This is a genomic window from Natronoflexus pectinivorans (genome assembly GCF_004345615.1).
Taxonomy (GTDB): Bacteria; Bacteroidota; Bacteroidia; order Bacteroidales; family Marinilabiliaceae; genus Natronoflexus; species Natronoflexus pectinivorans.
On record NZ_SLWK01000005.1, the window covers coordinates 1 to 21,032 of the forward strand.

Here is a 21,032-nt window from a genome sequence, read left to right on the forward strand (position 1 = left end):
CTAGCGTTCATCCTGAGCCAGGATCAAACTCTTCGTTGTATAAAAAAGTTGGTGGCTACTTTCATAGCCTAATTTCCTGACATATCTCAAAAAAATTGACTCAAGGATATTGCTAAATTAAATTTTTGTCTAACCTTAGATCTTTTGGTATTGCATCAATATTGTCAAAGAACGTTTTCTTATTTTTTCTATCTTAAAATATCAGGGATCTGACTCCCTTCTATCCCACTCCCCTTGTCGGAAAGCGGCTGCAAAGATAAACACTTTTATTTCCCTTTTCCAAAATATTATTCAACTTTTTTCAAGTTTTTTTCAGTAACGCTGAAAACCAATCAAATAAAATGTGATCAGTTTTCAATTGACCTTATAAACAACAAAAAAGCTAATTCCTTTATCTCAATATCTCAGATTCCGGCGCCCCTTAACCTTCTTAAGAAGCGGCTGCAAAAGTAGAGGTTCTTATTGGGGTTTCCAAATGTTCTTTGCTTTTATTTATCTTAAAAAATGTCAATCCGCAATGAATCAATCCAAAGAAACATGCTTTAAAGTTCTTAAAGAATCAAAACATCGTGTTTTGACTCTTGATTTAACAAACATCAGAAAAATGGAATTAAATTTGTACATGTATAAACAACACTATTTTCCTGTAAAAAAACAAATCTCTAATAACAATAGATCGTTAGATTATTAGATATTAGATACTGAGCACAGTGAAGTCCCGCTTAGCGGGATTAGATGCAAGCAGGTTTTTTATAATCATCTAATTAAATACCATGAGCTCATAAACACCTGTTATTATGAGTGTTAAAAAATGATTAGCAAACGAATATAATAATGAAAGCAACTAAGTACATAAATATAATATTCCTGTTATCAACAGGGATAATTCTCATTTTATCATCCTGTAAAAAAGACGATGAAATAAATCCCGGCAATATAGAAAAAATACCATCAGACATATTAAATATCAATCAATTCATTTCCCACTATATGAATCTGGGGTATTTTTGGAATAACGAGATGCCTGATATAGATTACAAAACCGAACCTGATCCGGAAAAATACTTTTACAAGCTTCTTAAGAAGCCGGATGACAGATGGTCGTTCATTACTGATAACATCACCGAGCTTGAAAACTACCTCCAGGGCATAACAAAAAGCAAAGGCTACTCAATAGCTCCATACTATTTTAAGGAAGGCTCGAGTCAGGTAGTTGTTTTTATTCAGTTTGTTTATCGTGACTCTCCTGCCGAACAGGCAGGACTAAAAAGAGGCGACATGTTTTATAAAATCAATGGGCAAACTATTACCGATATTAACTATCAACAATTGTTGTCACTTGATGATTTAACTCTTACAATGGGGCAAATTATTGATGGAAACATTGTAAAACTTGAGCCTGAAGTAAGCATTTCTGCTGTTGAAAAGTTCAGTTCCCACCCGATATTGTCGACCAGTATCATTGAGGCAAGCGGTTTAAAAATTGGTTACCTGGCCTATGGATCATTCATCAACAACTTCGACACAGCGTTAGTAAATACATTCAGCAGGTTTCATGAAGCAGGAATTGATGAACTAATTCTGGATCTTAGGTACAATGGTGGAGGTCATGTGGGATCTGCCGTCACTCTTGCGAGTTTAATTGGATCTGCTGATCTGGCTGACGAGACATTTATATTTGAAAGATGGAATTCGAACCTTTCAAGTTTCAATGATGCAATTAAGTTTGAAGAACAAGATTTTAATTTAGGGTTAAATCGTCTGTTTGTTTTGACTACTGACAGAACAGCGTCCGCCAGTGAAATGGTTATTTATGGTCTTGAACCATACATTGACGTCATACAGGTTGGGGAAAACACATATGGGAAGTATTATGGATCAGTAATCATTTCTGACAACAACCAAAGGCCTCAAATGAGAAGACACAATTGGGCCATACAACCAATCGTATTTCGTGCAGAAAACATCAATAATAACATCAACTATCAACAAGGTTTGCCATCAACATTTGAACTCGATGACGACATGTATGCCGTTCATCTCTTTGACGAAGGAGCACAACTGGGGGAAATAGAGGAATTTTTTATTGCCAACGTTTTGTCCATCATTGAAACCGGAAGCCCAATCTTATCTGATACGGAATTAAAACGATCCGATCTTAGATCATCGAAAGCAGATAAACTTAAAGACATGCTGAGTCCCTATCATGGAATAATGGTTACAGAAAGGCCATCAGGTGATTTTTAACAAAAGCTCACAGAGACGAATGTCTGATATCCAGGAAACTACGAGGCCCGCAAACCGTTCAAGTCGTTAGCATTATAATTTATCCTTTATTTTTCTGAAGAATTTGGAGGCAAAGATAAAATCATTCAACTCCTTATTGTCGCTTTTAAAAATATCCTGACTGCTACCTTCCCAATATTTCTCTCCTTTAAATATAAAAATAATGTGCTCACCTATACCCAGAACGGAGTTCATATCATGTGTATTTACAATGGTGGTCATGTTATACTCTTTGGTGATTTCCTGAATCAGTTCATCAATAACAATGGCCGTTTTTGGATCCAATCCGGAATTGGGTTCATCACAAAATAAGTATTTTGGATTAAGAGCAATGGCACGGGCTATGGCAACACGCTTCTGCATTCCTCCACTTATTTCGGAAGGATATAGGTGATTAACATTTTCAAGATTAACCCTCTTCAGGCAGAAGTTGGCTCTCTCACGGCGCTCATCCAGCTTTTTCTTTGTAAACATATCAAGAGGAAAACGTACGTTTTCCTCAACCGTTAAAGAGTCAAACAGAGCCGATCCCTGAAACAGCATCCCCATCTCCTGCCGAACTTTGATGCGATCCTTATCGGGCATTCGGGTAAAATCTCTGTCGTCATAAATAATATCTCCCGAATCAACTTCATGTAAACCTACCAACGACTTTAAAAAAACTGTTTTACCCGAACCACTCTGACCTATGATCAGGTTCGTTTGACCAGGCTTAAAAATTGCTGATACATCCTTTAAAATTGTATTCCCATCGAAGGATTTTATGATGTTACGCGCTTCAATCATGCCAGTAAAAGCTGTGTTAAAATCAGATTAAACAAAAGTATTTGAATGCTGCTTATAACCACAGCACGGGTACTTGACCGCCCCACTTCAAGAGATCCGCCGGTTGAATAATAACCCCAATAACCAGCTATGGTGGTTATGAGAAAAGCAAACACCACCGACTTAATCAGGGAATAAGCTATATAGAACGGAACAAACATATATTGGATGCCGTAGATATATTCATCTGAGGGGACAACCCCTGTGGTTGTCCCTGCTGTCCAACCGCCAAAAATACCAACCCCCATGCTGATGATAACCAAAAAAGGAATTATAATAATCAAAGCCATCACCTTTGGTAAAACAAGGTATCCGGCTGAATTTATTCCCATCACATCAAGCACATCAATCTGTTCAGTAACACGCATGGTTCCAATTTCTGATGCTATATGAGAGCCAACTTTTCCGGCCAGAATTAAACTGACAATGGTGCTTGAAAACTCCAATATAATGGAGTCACGGGCAGCAAGACCAATGGCATATTTTGGAATAATCGGTAAATCGATGTTATAAGCTGTTTGAAGCGTTATGACAGCTCCCATGAAAAAAGAGATAATGACCACAATGCCCACTGAACTCAAACCCAAAACATCCATTTCACGAATGACCTGTTTGAAAAAAATACGATGTTTAACAGGTCTTCCAAAAACCTGTCTCACAAACATCGCATAGCGTCCTATATGAAACAAAAAACTCATAACTGTTCTACTAAGATTTTAAAGCAAGGTGCAACTGATTGCAGATGAAGAAACCACAAACAAGAAAAATACGGGATTACCTGTTATAGCGCATCTTAGTTGCTTCATCGCAAAAAAGAAAATCTAAATATAGTCAGAAGTTTTAAAAAAAGACAAATGGTTGCTATTTTTGAAGTATGGCACGAATTTTATGAGTATGTATTCTGCTCAAAATGATATGTTGTTTCAAACAAAGGAAGCCTGTTGAAATATTAAAAAATACTCTGTATCTTAATATATAACATCACATTTTCACAACCTTACATGCGCACTAATAGTATTTAAAGCACTGAGACTAATACTTTAAAACGACTTATAGAAGTATATAACATATAAACATCAATAAAATGGATAAAAACACATATTGCATCATCATGGCCGGAGGCGTCGGTAGTCGATTTTGGCCATTGAGTAAAAGTTCAACACCCAAGCAGTTTCTTGATATTCTGGGAACCGGAAAAAGTTTGATTCGACAGACCTTTGAAAGATTCCTTCCGTTATGTCCTGTGGAAAACTTCCTTGTTGTGACAAGCAATGAATACAAAAGTAAGGTGCTTGAACAGGTTCCGGAATTAACCGAAGATCAGGTATTACTTGAACCGTTCAGAAGAAATACTGCTCCATGCATTGCATACGCAAATGCATGGATAAGATCAAGAAATAAGGATGCTAACATTGTGGTAACGCCTGCCGACCACCTGATCCTTAACGAGATCAAATTTATTGATTCCATAAAAAAAGGAGTTGAGTTCGTGGACAACCAGGATGTCCTTCTTACGTTGGGAATTAAGCCTCATCGACCAGAGACGGGCTACGGATATATCCAGGTTGGAGATGAGAACAACACAGAATTTAAAAACTTTAGCAAAGTAAAAACTTTTACTGAAAAACCAGATTTAGAGCTTGCAAAAGTATTTTTTGAAAGCGGGGAGTTCTTCTGGAACAGCGGCATATTTATCTGGTCTCTTTCATCAATTGATCAGGCATTTTCAGACCATCTACAGGATGTCCACAAGCTTTTTGCCAAACTTGATAAAAAGATCGGAGCAGAAAACGAGACAGAGATCATCAACACAACCTATGCCGAGTGCAAAAACATATCTATTGACTATGGAGTAATGGAAAAAGCGACCAATGTATATGTACAAACAGTTGATTTCGGTTGGTCTGATCTTGGAACCTGGTCGTCTCTTTATGAATACTCGCCCCAGGACAAGAATGACAATGCTGTTATTTGCGGCAAAGTACTTTTATATGACACCCAAAATAGTATTATTAACGTACCAAAGAATAAAGTTGCAGTGATTCAAGGTCTCAATGATTATATCGTTGTGGATTCCTCCGACGCAATATTGATATGCCCTAAAGATAATGAGCAACAAATAAGACAGTTTACTACAGATATAAAAACTGAATTTGGAGATTCCAGTTTATAAAAAAAAGGGGTTGTCGTTCGACAACCCCTTTTTAATTCTTCAACTCAGAGAAAACATTAGTAAAATCTTCTACCATTCCCAAAGATCATGCTCAAATGTGAATATCTCATCACGTATCCTTTGAGATTCCAGGATAGCTTCAATACCTACAGCATACTCTTCAATGCTCCGATTTTGATGCACATTTGACTCCTGAACAATGTAACTGCTGAAATACCTTTTGATAAAAATATCATCAAAAGATCGACGCTGGGCATCATTTATGGGATTGAACACCTCGTGACGAGCAAACAGATCTCTCGCTTCAGGGAAGTTTATCCAGAAAGTCTGACGTCGAACAACTTCTCCAGCTTCATTAACCTCTTCTCTGATGGGGCAAAGTCCTAAGATACGGACATCCATTCGACTATAGTTCTTATCGAAAAACCACACTTCTTTTACCATAATCTGTCTTACCTCATCGTACCGAACGTCTCTTGTAACTTCCATCTCCACATATGTATCGGTATCCGGATTATACACCTCTGTAAGCTCAGTAGTAGCTCCCATGACTTCATTCACCTCATTAATTCCAATTCTCACGCGGAATTCATCATCGGTAGTACTGTATGCTGGCAAACCTTCATACTGAATACCATGCATCAAAAGACCAACCAAGCTATAACGATCATCTGCAGGAGCAATGGGATAATAAAGTGGAAGATTGATCTTTTCACGTAAATCAATGATTCGCCATATTCTTTTAGACCAAATGATGTCCGCCTCTCTAATAGACGGGTAAGGAATTGGTCTTTTGTTTGTAATGTGTTCCTTTTCGAAAATATTATCTACCGGCCTGCCATCTCTTTGGCTGAAAGACTCTGCAGGCAAAATCAATAAACCGAAAATAAATACACTTACTAGAAGAAATACCTGTTTTCTCATGGTTGTATGTTTTAGTAATTCTAAAGTTTTTTCAATCATATATTGTTAATCTATCGTCAGAGTAATGGAACTTAAGTTCCGTGTTCTTCCATCAGGACCAACAGCACGAATATCATCAATAATGATACGTTGTCCCCGTGTGGCGGCTCTAATTAAGTCCTTTTGCTCTTCAGTAAACATGTTATTGCTGGAACGCTGGTCTACCATAAAACCTCTTTGAACTGTAGAAACACGGAATTGAGTTACCCTGAATGTAAGGTCAAAATCAAAATTCTCCATATCAGCAACAATTCCCATCTGAGCAAGGAGTACCTGTCTGGCAATGGCTCCCTCACTAACTCCACCAACTTTTGCAACGGGGTTAGGCACTCGGTTAATCCTGAAATTACGACTTCCAAGATTTTGCATTCGTCCATTAATTTCTGTGGTCACAGTTACTACGGCTTCCCTACCGGCAGAACCAGCATTGGGTTGCACTATATACTCATTTCCACGTCGTGTATGTGTCGCATTGGAAATATTTACCCTCAAACGCTCAGAGGGTACGCCCGGCGCGGATATCTCAACAGGATTTTCTACCCCTTCGTAAAACACATTCATTTTTGTTGGTGATACAACCACATTTGGCTCCATTACATGAAATTGACCGCCTACCTGGTGAGGAGTAGTCCATCCCTCAGGCCCCATTATGGATATCTCTGCCTGCCAGGAATTATCTCCAAGTCTGGATGCAGGAATTTCAAGGATTCCACGTCCGTCCTGAGTCCTCAGTTCCTGACCGTTAAACATAACCCTGGGCGGAAACTCATCATCATAAGCGGCCATCATAATTTCTGCCCGGTAAGTATCACCTCTCATTACATGCTGAGAACTTGGAATCACCAAAGGTCCGATCTTATTAAACCTAAAGGTTCCTTCATCCACCCGCATAAACAAATGACGAACCACATCTGCTTCCATATTTCGAACATCTGCCTGTATCTGACTTAACATTGCCATGGATCCTGCCATTGGAACATAATAAAACTTTTCATCTTCCCAGCTCCTCTGCACTCCCCCCCGTGGTTCAGGATCAGCAGTGGAAAGGTTGGTGTTAATTCGGCTAATTAAAGCAGTATCTCCTACAACAAGGCTTGATAATAATTCCCGGTAATCGTTTATATGGTTTTTAAGCGTATCACTTCGGCGACGTCCAGATGGCTCTGATAACAATAACTGACCGACAACACTGGTGTTATTCTTCGATTTATAATTTTCCAAAGTGTAGTTGGGGCCATCAGCAGTATGCACCAATAAAATTTTAATTCCCTGTATATAATCAACAAGAAAATCTGCTTTCTCTCTTACCTGCAGAGCTTCCTGGTAGAATTCTTCAACTCGGGGGTTTAATAAAGCTCCCTCTGCAAATTGTCTGTACATTTCTTCATTCTTCAATTCTACAGACTCCTTTGCTTGCAAAATACTCCTATCTACCAGAATAAATGCATTTAATAGTTCTGCTGAAACATTTAATGCTAGCATCGCGGTAAGAAAGAGATACATCATCCCAATCATCTTTTGCCGCGGTGTTTCAGGACAGTTTCCTCCAGCCATAATTCAAAGTTCTTTAATATCTTGTGATTAAGGTTTTGCTATTTATTACCGCCCACGCTCATAGCACTTAACATGTTTCCGTAAATGGAGTTAAGATCGCCTAACGTTTTGGTTAAATTTGCCACTTCTTGTTTATATGCAGCTGTATCAGAAACAGATTGGTTCATGTGTTGGGTAATATCTCCAAGACTTTTTGTCAATTGTTGAGATGATTGAACCTGATCATTAATACTTGACAATTGCAACTCATATGCAGAATTAATCGCAGCAAGTTTTTGATTTGCAACAGATAAACCTTCAGTGTACTTTACACTATCCCCGGAAACCTTCTCAACCTGCGAAGCCATTGATTCACCAAGAGACTGATAAGATTGCACCAATTTATCGCCACTCTCTTTTAACACATCAACAAATGAATCTCCGGTAGCTGATAGTTTCTGAGAAAACTGTGTTCCAGATGATGAAACAGATTGAGCTGTATTTACAAAAGAACTGGCTAGCGACTCTGCTGATTCTCCAAGTTTAGATGACACTCCTGCAAAACTACCAACACTGTCTGATGCAGTTTTCATGGCTTGCAAATAAGCCTCTGTTGCCATACTTGCTTCGCTGAGATTTGAAAGACTGCTTGCAGTTTGAGATAGTTTCTTTATACCTTCACTTAGTTTTTCGACTGTAGATACATCCAAATGGCCTCCCTGTATAAGAGCTGCAAGTTCACTTCCTCCGCCTCCTCCTACAGCAATTCCACCACCTCCGGCATTCAGACTTACTTTTGATTCGCGAGGTTCAAGACCAACAAGTTCGGGATAAACCAAACTCCAATCAGGCATTTCATGTGGGGGTTCAAAAGCTGAAAGAAAGAAAATCAACGCCTCTGTACCCAATCCTGCCATCAACATATAGTCAGCTCCAGGCCAGTGTAATATTTTCCATAACGCTCCTAAAATCACTACTGATGCACCGATTCCGTATGTCTTAGCCATTATCTTTTTATAGGCCGGACTTCCAAAAAAACCACTTCCACTCATTTTTCTCTTTATTATCGTGGGTTAATACTTAAAGCTCAAACTAGTTACCAATATAATCTCTTACACAACGGAATCCAATATAGGATTTAGCAGAATCCTGATATTCGTATGTACGAGTACTGTTCTGAAGAAAGAATCCGATGTCTTTCCAGGATCCACCTCTCACTACCTTACGTTTCATCACATGATGATCTCCGGGCAATGCATTATATTTATAAGTAGGGCTCATATCGTGCATGAAACTGTAGGAAGATTCATCAAAAGCACTTGAAGTCCACTCCGCAACATTCCCTGCCATGTCATATAATCCGAAATCGTTTGGAGCAAAAGAACCAACCTGCATGGTATACATTCCTCCGTCATCACCATAGCGACCACGTAGAGGTTTGAAGTTGGCAAGGAAACATCCCTGATCATTTCTGGTATAGAGGCCTCCCCATGGATACGTGTTGCTGTTTAATCCTCCGCGTGCAGCATATTCCCATTCGGCCTCACTTGGTAAACGGTACTGCATTACTTCAGGTTGCCCTTTAGAGCGCAGGAAATTATTCAGTAACTGAGTTCTCCATATACAAAAGGCTGTGGCCTGCTTCCAATCCACACCTACAACCGGGTATTCATCAAATCCGGGATGCCAGAAATACATTTCTGTCATTGGCTCATTGAAAGAATAGGTAAAGTCTGCGATCCATACCAAGGTGTCGGGATATACATTTACCCTGTCCTTCATAATAAAAGCTGAACGATCTGCAATTTCAATCCGCTCTCCAAATTGGTTGTAAACTTCGCCCTCATAGGAGTTGGTTTCGAAGTTATACCTGTTGGATCTTCTGGCAGCCTGTTGTAGGTCAACCCATTCATAATCGTAATTCAACAATCTGGTGTCAATCTCTTTTCTTCTAAAGAACCTTTCATTCTCAGGTAGAAACAGATCTTCCAGAATTTCGGCATATTCTTCGTTGTTCCAATTCAATCTGGTACGCCAGTTAAGGAAAGGCGGATCTATGATGTTACCAAACCGATCTTCGGTAATTAAAAACTCATCAAATTGTTCGCCCAACATTGAACGTGCAATACTGTCTCTAACCCAGTAAACAAACTGACGGTATTCAGTATTTGTAATTTCTGTTTCATCCATCCAGAAAGAGGGAACAGAAACTGTTCTGACTTCAGTGGTCAACGACCCGGTTATGTCCTGATCATTTAACCCCATGTTGAAGCTTCCCTGAGGAATAAACAGCATTCCATAAGGTTCAGGTTCATAGAACGAAGCACGTCGTGGAACCCCAACAAGCTCACCATTACCGGATCTACCGCATCCGCTTAAAATCGTGAGTACAATGATACAAAGGGCAAGTACTTTCTTCATAGTTTTCGGATATTCTTAAACTGTTCTGTTAATTTCATACTCTCATGTTATAAAAAACGTACACTTCTATATCGTTTTTCTCTCCTGTTAAGAGATAGATCAAATGTGTATCCAACCATAATTTCGTGGCTTCCGCCACTTCCGGCCCGGCTAAGTCTTGATGTGGTTATATCGTAACTGTAACCTATTTTCAGACCGTTTTGTAATTCCACTCCTCCCAATAAAACAACCGCATCTTGTATTCTGTATGACAATCCGCCCCAATATCGCTCCCTGAAAATCATATTCATGTTTAAGTCCAACTGCCATGAATTACTGGAATTCTTCAGGAAAAAAGAGGGCTTTAAAGTAACCGGAACTTCATACAAAGTGTGGCTATATCCAGCTGTAAAATAAAAAGAACGTGGTGTATATACGTTTAACTCTTCATTAAAGTTTGGTTTTGGCTCAAATAAATGCAAAATTGACAATCCTGCATAAATATTTCCGTCTTCATACCATACGCCAATCCCTGAATCGAAAGCTGTTCCGTTATACTCAATCTGATCAATTGAGGGGTCTTCATCAGAATGGTAATCACTGGATGTTCCTGTCCTGACTTTTGTTCCATCAAAAACCTGATTAAACAAACCAATAGTTACCCCAACTCCGATTCTGCCATCTCCAACAAAATATCTTTGTGCGACACTTCCATTTATGGTTATATTCCGGAAAAATCCGATTTCATCGTTCATGACAACCAAACCTACACCCCCGGGATTTCCAAAAAAATTATTTATCGCCATATCTGCTCCAACAACCGTTGTTCGAGGAGCGCCTTCCATACCCACCCATTGGTGTCTGTCAACAGCCACCAGGTTGATCTGTCCGGAATGTCCTGCAAAGCCAGGATTTACCACCAATGGGTTAAACATATTCTGGCTAAACTGTGGATCACTTTGACTATAAGCCAAAGGAGTTATGCAAAATAACACAAAAAAAACAAAACTGACAGAACAAAATGATCGAAAAAGGAAAAAAAACATTCCATCCCCGGATATGCTATCCGGCTTTTTCAAATCTAAGTTGCACTTAAACCTCTGTTCTATTTTTTTTCTGAACCATGACCTCATATACTACATTCGGGCTTCAAAGGTTTCATTTTTTTAATTCTTTTAGTTTTTTTCAGAGCATCTTATCACTCTGTCCTTCTGTGCTTTTAAGGTATAATCTCCACCATTTTTCGGGAAACTCCTTTTTTAACGCCCGACGGTAATCGTCAAAATAACACGAGACTATTTTTTGATTCACCTCCATCCACCATCTGTTATTATTCAGATTTCGATAAAACTTTATCCCTTCTTCAAACTCATCAAATTGAACAACATAACATTTATAAGCGTCAACGGAACATGCCGGAAAATCATATACACGACCGCAGTAACCATCAATAAAATGCCAAATAAGTTCTGCGCCAAGTATGCTGTTTGCCCCCTGTGTACCAGCTGGCATTTCAAATAACCCGACTGCTTTTAACCGGTCGCTATAGCCTGCATATCTCATGATTCGGCAAGCCTCATGTGGCTCGCATCCATGCGGAGACATTTTTTTGTCATGAAACTGTGGCTGATCTCTTATCACACGAAAGTCCATGCTAAAAAAATCAGAGTCACGTAATATGGTCTCACATTTTTCAATTCCATCGCCTCTTATCTCCGCCAGACGAACTATCTCAAAGAACTTACTTGTTATAATTTGTTCCTGTGATGGTGATACCAGGTAATTCTGGACACCAAAAACAGTTAAATCTTCAGGTGCAATCTCCGCTTGCTGCAATAAAAAACTGATCCAGCTCCTGGAAGAAAAATCCTCTCCTTTTGCATCGGCATCCAAAAGTGCATCGGCTATGGCAATAGAGCATTCACTTTCCTTGCTCAATGCTTTATAAACCGGCCATGAAAGATCCTGTGTTCCACCCAAAATCAAGACAACCGATCCTTTTGACCGAAAAAAGGCAACGGCCTCTTCCAGTGCATGATATCTGTCGTTCAATGTATTGCCACGAATATTACCCAGATCAGCAATGCTCACTTCAGATTCGAAACCTCTCAGCGAATAAAGCCATGAACGGATTTCATCCGGGCTGTTTTTACTGGATAAATTATCGGCTCCATTTCTTGATTCCGGCACTCCCATCAGAACCAGATCATACTCAAAATCTTTAAACCACTCCTTTTTTCCGTTGAAAAAAGAGACCTGCTCCCTTAGCGATTCCTGTAAATCTATACCCGGAATTGCTGCAGAAGTAAAATTACAAGGTTCAAAATAATGGAATATCTCCACGATTAATGTTTTAAAAACCTATTTCTTTGCAGCACTTTTTTTCGCCTTGGTGCTTTTTGATGCAGTGGTTTTCTTACCACTTGCGGTTGTTTTCTTTTTGGTTGTGGCCTTTTTTGTTGCGGGAGCTTTCTTCCCACCGTCCTCAACCAGTTTCAAACACTCTTCAAAGGATAATTTCTCTGCATCTTTTTCTTTGGGGATTTTGAAATTTTTGCCTTTATAACCTATATATGGCCCCCAACGTCCATTCAATATTTGCAGGTCCGGCTCCTTTTCAAACGACTTAATTATTTTTTTATTGTCTCGCTCCCTCTTTTCTTCGATCAACTCAATGGCTCGTTCGAGTGAAATTTCCATTGGATCATCCACACCTTTCTTCAAAGATGCAAACTTCCCATCGTGCCTCACGTATGGCCCAAACCGGCCAATGCCAACCACAACCTTCTTATCTTCATAAAGCCCGAGATCCCTTGGCAATTCAAACAACTTTAGTGCCTCCTCAAGTGTTATGGTTTCTATGCTCTGCTCCCGGGTTAAAGAAGCAAAGGCAGGTTTTTCATCTTCATTCTCTGTATCCCCCAATTGAGCCATTGGCCCGTAACGGCCAATTCTTACTATCACAGGTTTCCCGGTTTTAGGATCACTTCCCAGCACTCTTTCACCCGTATTGCGTTCAGATTTTTCAAGTGTTTCTTCCACCTGATTATGGAATGGCTGATAAAACTGATCTATTGCTTTGGTCCATTGAACATCACCAACTGCTATCTGGTCGAACTCCTTTTCAACTTTTGCAGTAAACTCATAGTCCACAATATTTGGGAAATATTTAACCAGAAAATCATTCACCACCATACCAATATCTGTAGGGAATAATTTAGATCGTTCAGCTCCGGCATTTTCTGTTTTTACGCTTTTCTTCACCTCTCCTGCTTCGAGTTGAACTAACCGGTATTTTCTGGGGTTTCCTGGTCGATCCTCTTTCACCACATACCCCCTTTGCTGAATCGTACTGATGGTTGGAGCATAAGTGGACGGACGACCAATTCCCTGCTCTTCAAGTTTACGAACCAGAGCGGCTTCTGAGTATCTCGGAGGTTTTTGAGTCCATCGCTCCCTGGCTTCCATTGCTATAAGACCCAAAACATCCTGCTCCTTTAAAGGAGGCAGAAACCCTGGTGCTTCCTCATCTTCCTTTTCAACATCCGAGGATTCAATATACATTTTTAGAAAACCATCAAAAAGAATCACCTCACCAGATGCATGAAACTTATACGTTGAACCTGAAACAGTAATATTGACATTGGTTCTTTCGATTCGTGCATCACTCATCTGACTGGCCAGAGTACGCTTATAAATCAGATCGTAGAGTTTCTGTTCGGCAGCCGTTCCGGATACGGCCTCCTTGTCCATGTATGTTGGACGAATGGCTTCGTGAGCCTCCTGGGCTCCTTTGCTCTTTGTTTTGAATTGACGGGTTTGCACATACTTTTCACCCATATCTGATTTAATCTTTTGAACAGCAGCAGCAACTGCTGTATCGGCCAGATTAACCGAATCGGTTCTCATATAGGTGATTTTTCCTGCTTCGTATAGTCGCTGCGCCACCGACATGGTTTGGCCGACTGAGAAGCCAAGTTTTCTTGAAGCCTCTTGCTGAAGTGTTGATGTGGTAAATGGCGCTGCCGGACTTTTAGTAAGCGGCTTGCGGGTTACCTGTTCAACGGAAAACTGACCGTTTTTACAATGGGAGAGAAACTGAAAAGCCTCTTCTTCAGTCTTGAAACGGTGGTTTAATTCTGCTCTTAACTCGTGTTTTTTACCATCCTCATCGGTAACAAAGAATCTGGCAACGACTCTGAACGCTGAATCTGCGTTAAAGGCATTAATTTCCCTTTCACGCTCCACAAGCAAACGAACCGCAACAGATTGAACGCGACCTGCAGATAAAGAAGGTTTTACCTTTTTCCAAAGAACCGGAGACAGCTCGAAACCAACCAACCGATCGAGAACACGTCTGGCCTGCTGTGCATCTACCAGATTGATGTCGATTGGACGAGGGTTTTTAATGGCTTTTAGAATTGCTTCTTTGGTAATTTCGTGAAACACGATCCTTTTGGTTTGTGCCGGTGTAAGTCCAAGCACCTCATAGAGGTGCCAGGCTATGGCTTCTCCTTCGCGGTCTTCATCGGAAGCGAGCCATACCGTTTCAGATTGTTGTACCAAAGACTTTAGCTCTTTTACAACATCCTTTTTATCAGAAGATATTACATACTGGGGTTGATAATTATTTGCAAGGTCAACTCCAAAATCTTTCTTTGCCAAGTCACGGATGTGTCCGTAACTTGATTTCACCAAAAAATCTTTCCCCAGAAACTTTTCAATGGTTTTTGCTTTTGCAGGTGACTCAACTATCACCAGGTTTAAAGCCTTCTCTTTCGCTTTTTGCGTCATTTAAAATAATCTTAATCAATTATTACTTTTACCTGAGGATGAAAACAGATGATACGACTCTGCAGTGCAGGCAAATAAACCGGAGGAATGAATCATGTTTATATATCTTCAACCCATTAAAAGAAATGATGCATTTAACAGAAAATCATCTGAAAACCCATTCATGCTTCAGTTTAATTCCGTTCGAATTAAACGTTTTTGATGGTCAAAAACACCTCCTACTTATTAAATATTCTGCCATTTCTACCCACATTTCATGAACGCATCCCTTCACTTTAGGCAAAATAACATATTTAATAACAAGCGGCAAATTTATAAAATATTGTTTTATACGATCAAATGTTTAAGAACATCTTAATGATATTTCTGAGTTCTTTGCAAAAACAGAGTCTCAGGAAATGAACATTCATGCTATGGATAATGTTTTGAATAAACTGTTCTGTTTTAATAAAGTAGTAAGGGAAGGACTACATTCTAAAGGGCAAAAATCATTCAGTTTATTAACCACGTAGGTGGTTAATAAAAAAGTTTCAAAATTTGCCAGCAATCATCTTCATCTTAAATAAAGAACAAATTATTCGCTATAGACATACTCCTTTATCATAGAATCAAATAGTTACATATTTTTTTTTGAGCTATTCAATGCATTATTGATTGGATTAAGTATGAAAATGATTATTTTTGAAAAAAACTGAGATTTTGAAGAAAGGCACAGTTATAAAATCCACCGGCAGCTGGTATCTTGTAAAAGAAAATGGCGGGGAACCTATTCCCTGTCGCATTAAAGGCAAATTCCGGTTAGACGACCTTAAAAGTACCAACCCGGTTGCCGTTGGCGATAAGGTATCTTTTGAAACCGATCCAGCCACCGGAAACGGTGTGATCGCTGAAATTGCACCCCGAAAAAACTTTATTATCCGCAAAGCCACAAATCTTTCTAAACAAAGTCAGATTTTAGCTGCTAATATAGATCAGGCTATATTACTGGTTACCATTAACTATCCCATAACCACTACCATATTTATTGATCGTTTTTTGACTTCTGCCGAGGCTTTTAACATTCCTGTAACACTTCTTTTTAATAAGGTGGACAGGTACGATGAGAAACACCTGCGGCAGATGAAAGAGCTTAAAGTGATATATGAAAATATTGGGTACAAAACCATGGCTCTTTCCGCCAAAACTCAGGACGATTTAAGTGAGGTAAAAGAGCTTCTGACGGACAAGACAACAATGATAAGCGGTCATTCAGGGGTTGGGAAAAGCACCCTGATCAACAGACTTGAACCGGGCCTAAATCTCAAAACACGTGAACTATCAGAATCACACCATACCGGTAAACACACCACCACTTTTGCCGAAATGCATCCTTTTTCATTCGGGGGGTATGTTATAGATACGCCTGGAATCAGAGGCTTCGGGTTAATCATGATCGAAAAGGAAGAGCTGTATCACTACTTCAGAGAAATTTTTGCCGTTTCCCACAAATGCCAGTTCCATAACTGCACCCATTTGCACGAACCGGGTTGTGCGGTAAAAAAAGCTGTTGAAGAAGAGGAAATTGCTTTCTCCCGATACAATAGTTACATAAGTATTTTACTAAACAAGGATGAAAAATACAGATAAGAAACGATTAAAATACAGAACACTCCAATAATGAAGAAATCCACGATTATTGCATTTCTGAGCATTTTAGTTCTGACAGGAATTAATATTTACATTATTTTCTCCCTGCCGGCCGGAGTAAGCACCTCATCAGTTCTTGAGAACTCCTATTTTGCAGGCTTTATATCTCTCCTTATCATTATTCTTGTTGTAACATTCTATTACATCCACATCAAGGATCACAACATTGAAAAGTCTAGAATACAACAATCAGAACAGGCTCTGAGCAAGGTGCTTCAATATTTGCCAACCGGTATCATACTTCTGGACAATAACCAGCGCATCAGGGAAGTAAACAAGGCTGCCGTTAAACTTTTTGAGTTGGAAGATTCTGATATAATTAAAGGATCTCAAATTGATGAAGAGATTCTTTTCAGCAGATTTCACATACGGGAGAAAAAACCTGTATCTTCTAATGGTACCCGCTATGTGTTAACTGATAACGATAACAATGAGAGGATTATTTATAATGAAAAAATTGCATTTTTTCTACAATCAGAAAAATATGTCATCAAATTCTATCACGAACTCACTCCCTTCATTCAAAATAGTGAATCTTCACTGAGTCCTCAGCAAACTGAATTCATTGCCAACATCAGTCATGACCTCCGCACCCCTTTAAACGGAATAATAGGCATGACAGATCTTTTGCTGAGCTCACCTCAACTGGCCGGGCAGGAAAAAGAGATGACTACCGTAGCAAAACGATCAGCTGAAACCTTACTTTCTTTGATCAACGATATTCTGGATTTCAGCAAACTGGAAGCCGGAAAATTTGAGATTGAATCCATATCATTTAACCTCATGGAAGAGGTTAATCTGGCCATAAAAGATTTATCTTCTTTTGCCAGAGATAAAAAAATCACCATTGTTACCCGGCTAAACAACCTGCTGCCTGAAGATTTTATTGGTGATCCCATACGCATCAGGCAGGTAATGAACAACCTGCTTAACAATGCCATAAAATTCACCCCGCATGGGCGAATAGAGATATCTGCTCACCGCACCAAGACGGTGCATGGAAATCCTGCGATTCTCATGAGTATTAAGGATACCGGAATTGGGATTAAGCCTGACAAAATCAAACATATATTTGAACCTTTTGCACAGGCCGACAAATCTTCTGCCAGGCAGTTTGGAGGAACAGGACTTGGAACAACCATTTGTAAACAACTCATACAGTTGATGGGAGGAGAAATTTGGGCACAAAGTCCATCCGGTATTTCCGAATATCCGAATCAGCCGGGAACCGAGATCTGCTTTACCCTGCCTCTAAAGACAAAACGCTATCAAAAATCACTGGACTTTTCAATGATCCATTCATTTACCCAGATAAAAGCTCTGGTAGTGACTGATAATCAGCTGCACGTACAAGTTCTAACGCGAAATTTAATTTCAATGGGGGTTGATTTTAAACTTGAACCTCCTACCAATGATACGGTTAATCATTTAAAGCAAAATAAACCATATCATCTTATTATAATAGATCACCGATTTGATCTTAATGGTCTGGATTTTCTGCACGAACTACATAACCAACACCTTCACAAGGATTTCTTCATCATCATCCAGAGTAGTGATTTGCATACATCAAATACCAGCCTGGCCAGGAGACTTGGTGCCGATATCTATTTACGAAAACCAATTCCGATTTTTACACTTAAAAGAATTCTCACACAAAATTTTCCCTCCATCTCCGAAAGGGAAAAACGAGAGCCGCTCTCCATCCCCGAAGAGTTTAACATCATGATTGTTGATGACAATCGGCTGAACCAGAGAATGACCGTTAACATATTATCAAAACTGGGATATGAAGCGACTGTAGCTCCTTCAGCGGCTGAATCGGTTGATTTGATGAAAAATAAAAAAATTCATTTGGTTTTGTTGGATGCATTTCAGCCTGAGGAGAAAATGACTGATTTAATAAGCCGTTTAAAAACGACTAATGCCAAATGTCCCATCATCGTTATGATGCTGGAGAAAGATATGAACAAAGAGTTTATGAGCAGACTGACACAAGCGGGTGCTTCCGACTTCCTGCCAAAACCAATTCACTTTGATCTGGTTTATCAAACCATACAAAGATGGGGATATAATTAACGAAACTGATAAATGGAGATTTATAATAAAAAAAGATGGTGGAAATTCATGTTGTTCATAGGGGCTGCAGCCATCAGTCTTTTTTCTTTACTATATACCAACAGATTAACATCTGAACTCAAACAGGAGGAACAGATAAAAATAGAACTATGGGCCGAAGCCAACAGGCTTCTGGCCATTGATGCTTCACCCGGCGAAACCATGTCACTTATCGTTGAAATATTGCGGCACAATACAACCGTTCCTGTGATTGTGACAACTGATGAAGATGAAATCATCTTTCATCGCAATGTATCTCTTCCTAGAAACAACCAGGAGCAACATTTAGAGCAGGTTCTTGAAAAGATGAAAAGACACCGTGACCCTATTCCCGTAAAGCTTGCCGAAAACGAATTTCAGTATATCTATTTTCACGATTCAATTCTGCTCAGGAAATTGCAATGGTTTCCCATTGTTCAATTAATTATTGTCTTTGTTTTTATGTTGGTGGCTTATGTTGCCTTTAGCGTAGCACGTAAACTTGAACAGGATCAGGTTTGGGTAGGAATGGCCAGAGAAACAGCACATCAATTGGGAACTCCAACAACATCTCTGCTGGGATGGATGGATGTATTAACAATGAAAAATACCGACCCGGAACTGATTAAGGAGATGCACTTTGACATTCAACGATTGCAAACCATTACCAGTCGTTTCTCAAAAATTGGATCCAAACCCGATCTGAAACAAGAAAACATTATTGAGGTAATTGAATCAATGGTGTCATACCTAAGAAAAAGGAGCTCCTCCCTTGTCTCATTTACAGTGGTTCATTCGGTTGATAACCCACAGATACCACTTAGCAAGCCCCTTTTTGATTGGGTTATTGAAAATTTATGCAAAAATGCCATTGATGCGATGGAAGGGGAAGGACAAATATCAATTCTTATCAGATCGCATAAGGATTCAATATTCATTGATATATCAGACACCGGCAAGGGGATGAGCAGGCAAACACAGAAAACAGCCTTTAAACCAGGCTATTCAACCAAATCGAGAGGTTGGGGACTGGGCTTGACATTAAGCCGCAGAATAATTGAACATTATCACAAAGGAAAAATCAGCATATTAAGTTCAGTTCCCAACAAAGGAACCACGTTCAGAGTTGTTTTACCTTCAGAAGTCTGAAGTAAAAAATTATTTATCATCTCTTTTTCTGATGGTTAAAGGCTTAAGAGATCACTATGCTAGTCTTAATGGGAAAATAAAAACAGTTTTTTTTTCGGATAGAATGATATTTTTATAACTTTGCACAGTTTTTACGGAGGGTATTGTGAAAAAGATCAAGGAATACAACATTGGTTTTAAAGGACTTAAAAACGGTTTACACACGTTTAAGTACACTGTTAACAAGGACTTTTTCGCACTTTTTGAAAGTGCCCTTTATGAAAACGGCAATTCAGAGGTAACGGTTAATCTGAATAAGAGCGAACAAATGCTGATTCTGGACTTTGACATCAATGGAACCATTGAATCGGTATGCGATCATTGTTTGGAGGAAGTTAACATGCCAATCAATTGCCAGTCAAAACTATATGTCAACTTTGGAGAAGAGTACGATGAGCCATCGGAAGAGATCATCATCCTTCCGCATGCAGAGCATGAAATCAATGTGGCCAGATTCATCTATGATGTAATTGCCACCTCTTTGCCAATTAAGCATGTACATGGTCTTGACCAAAATGGTAAAAGCACCTGTAACCCTGAGATGGTAAATAAATTATCGGAATACCTGGTAGATCAGGAACCCGGAGCTGATGATTCCGAGGAAGAAACTGACCCAAGGTGGAACGAATTGAAGAAATTATTAGATAAAAACAAGTAAAGAGGTTGAAAAATGGCACATCCTAAAAGAAAAACATCGAAGACCAGAAGAGACAAGAGAAGAACTCATTATAAAGCAGCAATGCCTGCTTTAGGTGTATGTTCAAACTGTAGCTCGGCTGTTAAACTGCACACCGTTTGTGGAGAGTGTGGATATTACAGAGGCAAATTAGCTGTAGAGAAAGAAGTTACAGCATAACAACATCAAAAATATCATGATTTAAGGCTGTCTTTTTTAAGACAGCCTTTTTGTGTTTGTCTGCAACAGAACTTGTGCACCAAGAGAAAACAAGGGAAAAAACCAATATCAGTTGTACACCACGCATCTTTTTGTAATTTTGTATACAGCAGAACAGATTTTCATACCGGGAATGATTTGTCACTCCCGCTTTTATTTTCAAATTAAAATAAGTACCGGGCAGGACTAACA

The 21,032-nt window shown here is 39.3% G+C and carries 16 protein-coding genes; 7 read left to right on the forward strand and 9 right to left on the reverse strand.

What is annotated here, in order from left to right:
• Positions 1-834: 834 nt before the first annotated feature.
• Positions 835-2,247: a S41 family peptidase gene (locus tag EV194_RS07940; protein ID WP_132433513.1), complete on the forward strand. Its 1,413-nt coding sequence runs from the start codon at positions 835-837 to the stop codon at positions 2,245-2,247.
• A gap of 72 nt (positions 2,248-2,319) precedes the next feature.
• On the opposite strand, the gene EV194_RS07945 is transcribed toward EV194_RS07940, so the two are convergent.
• Together EV194_RS07945 and EV194_RS07950 are read right to left on the reverse strand one after the other, a co-directional pair.
• Positions 2,320-3,072 carry an ABC transporter ATP-binding protein gene (locus tag EV194_RS07945; protein WP_132433514.1) on the reverse strand — a complete coding sequence of 251 codons (753 nt, stop codon included), beginning with the start codon at positions 3,070-3,072 and terminating at the stop codon, positions 2,320-2,322.
• Positions 3,069-3,809 (reverse strand): MlaE family ABC transporter permease, encoded by a 741-nt coding sequence (locus EV194_RS07950; RefSeq protein ID WP_132433515.1) that lies wholly within the window; start codon positions 3,807-3,809, stop codon positions 3,069-3,071. Before EV194_RS07950 ends, EV194_RS07945 begins: the two co-directional genes overlap by 4 nt.
• Positions 3,810-4,195: 386 nt before the next feature.
• On the opposite strand from EV194_RS07950, the gene EV194_RS07955 reads away from it, so the two are divergent.
• Entirely contained in the window at positions 4,196-5,284 is a 1,089-nt protein-coding gene (locus EV194_RS07955) for a mannose-1-phosphate guanylyltransferase (protein WP_132433516.1), read from the forward strand.
• Positions 5,285-5,353: 69 nt separating this feature from the next.
• Here EV194_RS07955 and porN read toward each other — a convergent pair whose 3' ends face one another.
• The 7 genes from porN to topA all read right to left on the reverse strand — a co-directional run bounded on the left by porN (position 5,354) and on the right by topA (position 14,974).
• Complete coding sequence (gene porN / locus EV194_RS07960) at positions 5,354-6,208, reverse strand: type IX secretion system ring subunit PorN/GldN (protein ID WP_132433517.1); 855 nt, start codon at positions 6,206-6,208, stop codon at positions 5,354-5,356.
• A 45-nt stretch (positions 6,209-6,253) separates the two neighbouring features.
• Entirely contained in the window at positions 6,254-7,801 is a 1,548-nt protein-coding gene (gene porM / locus EV194_RS07965) for a type IX secretion system motor protein PorM/GldM (RefSeq protein ID WP_132433518.1), read from the reverse strand.
• Between the two features lie 38 nt (positions 7,802-7,839).
• Positions 7,840-8,832 (reverse strand): type IX secretion system motor protein PorL/GldL, encoded by a 993-nt coding sequence (porL, locus tag EV194_RS07970; protein ID WP_132433519.1) that lies wholly within the window; start codon positions 8,830-8,832, stop codon positions 7,840-7,842.
• 40 nt (positions 8,833-8,872) lie between these two features.
• Positions 8,873-10,201, reverse strand: a complete 1,329-nt coding sequence (porK, locus tag EV194_RS07975) for a T9SS ring complex lipoprotein PorK/GldK (protein ID WP_132433520.1) — start codon at positions 10,199-10,201, stop codon at positions 8,873-8,875.
• Positions 10,202-10,248: 47 nt separating this feature from the next.
• On the reverse strand, positions 10,249-11,226 hold the full coding sequence (locus EV194_RS07980) for a PorP/SprF family type IX secretion system membrane protein (RefSeq protein WP_132433759.1): 978 nt from the start codon (positions 11,224-11,226) through the stop codon (positions 10,249-10,251).
• A 139-nt stretch (positions 11,227-11,365) separates the two neighbouring features.
• Positions 11,366-12,523: an arginase family protein gene (locus tag EV194_RS07985; protein WP_132433521.1), complete on the reverse strand. Its 1,158-nt coding sequence runs from the start codon at positions 12,521-12,523 to the stop codon at positions 11,366-11,368.
• 18 nt (positions 12,524-12,541) lie between these two features.
• Complete coding sequence (gene topA / locus EV194_RS07990; RefSeq protein WP_132433522.1) at positions 12,542-14,974, reverse strand: type I DNA topoisomerase; 2,433 nt, start codon at positions 14,972-14,974, stop codon at positions 12,542-12,544.
• Between the two features lie 699 nt (positions 14,975-15,673).
• Here topA and rsgA point away from each other — a divergent pair.
• The 5 genes from rsgA (at position 15,674) to rpmF (ending at position 20,801) form a co-directional block, all read left to right on the forward strand.
• Complete coding sequence (gene rsgA / locus EV194_RS07995; RefSeq protein ID WP_132433523.1) at positions 15,674-16,600, forward strand: ribosome small subunit-dependent GTPase A; 927 nt, start codon at positions 15,674-15,676, stop codon at positions 16,598-16,600.
• Between the two features lie 30 nt (positions 16,601-16,630).
• Complete coding sequence (locus EV194_RS08000; protein ID WP_132433524.1) at positions 16,631-18,739, forward strand: ATP-binding protein; 2,109 nt, start codon at positions 16,631-16,633, stop codon at positions 18,737-18,739.
• 12 nt (positions 18,740-18,751) lie between these two features.
• Complete coding sequence (locus EV194_RS08005) at positions 18,752-19,906, forward strand: ATP-binding protein (RefSeq protein WP_132433525.1); 1,155 nt, start codon at positions 18,752-18,754, stop codon at positions 19,904-19,906.
• Between the two features lie 145 nt (positions 19,907-20,051).
• Positions 20,052-20,603, forward strand: coding sequence for a YceD family protein (locus tag EV194_RS08010; RefSeq protein WP_243699365.1), 552 nt, complete (start codon positions 20,052-20,054; stop codon positions 20,601-20,603).
• 12 nt (positions 20,604-20,615) lie between these two features.
• A complete protein-coding gene (gene rpmF / locus EV194_RS08015) occupies positions 20,616-20,801 on the forward strand; it encodes a 50S ribosomal protein L32 (RefSeq protein ID WP_132433527.1) in 186 nt (61 codons plus the stop codon).
• Positions 20,802-21,032 lie beyond the last annotated feature (231 nt).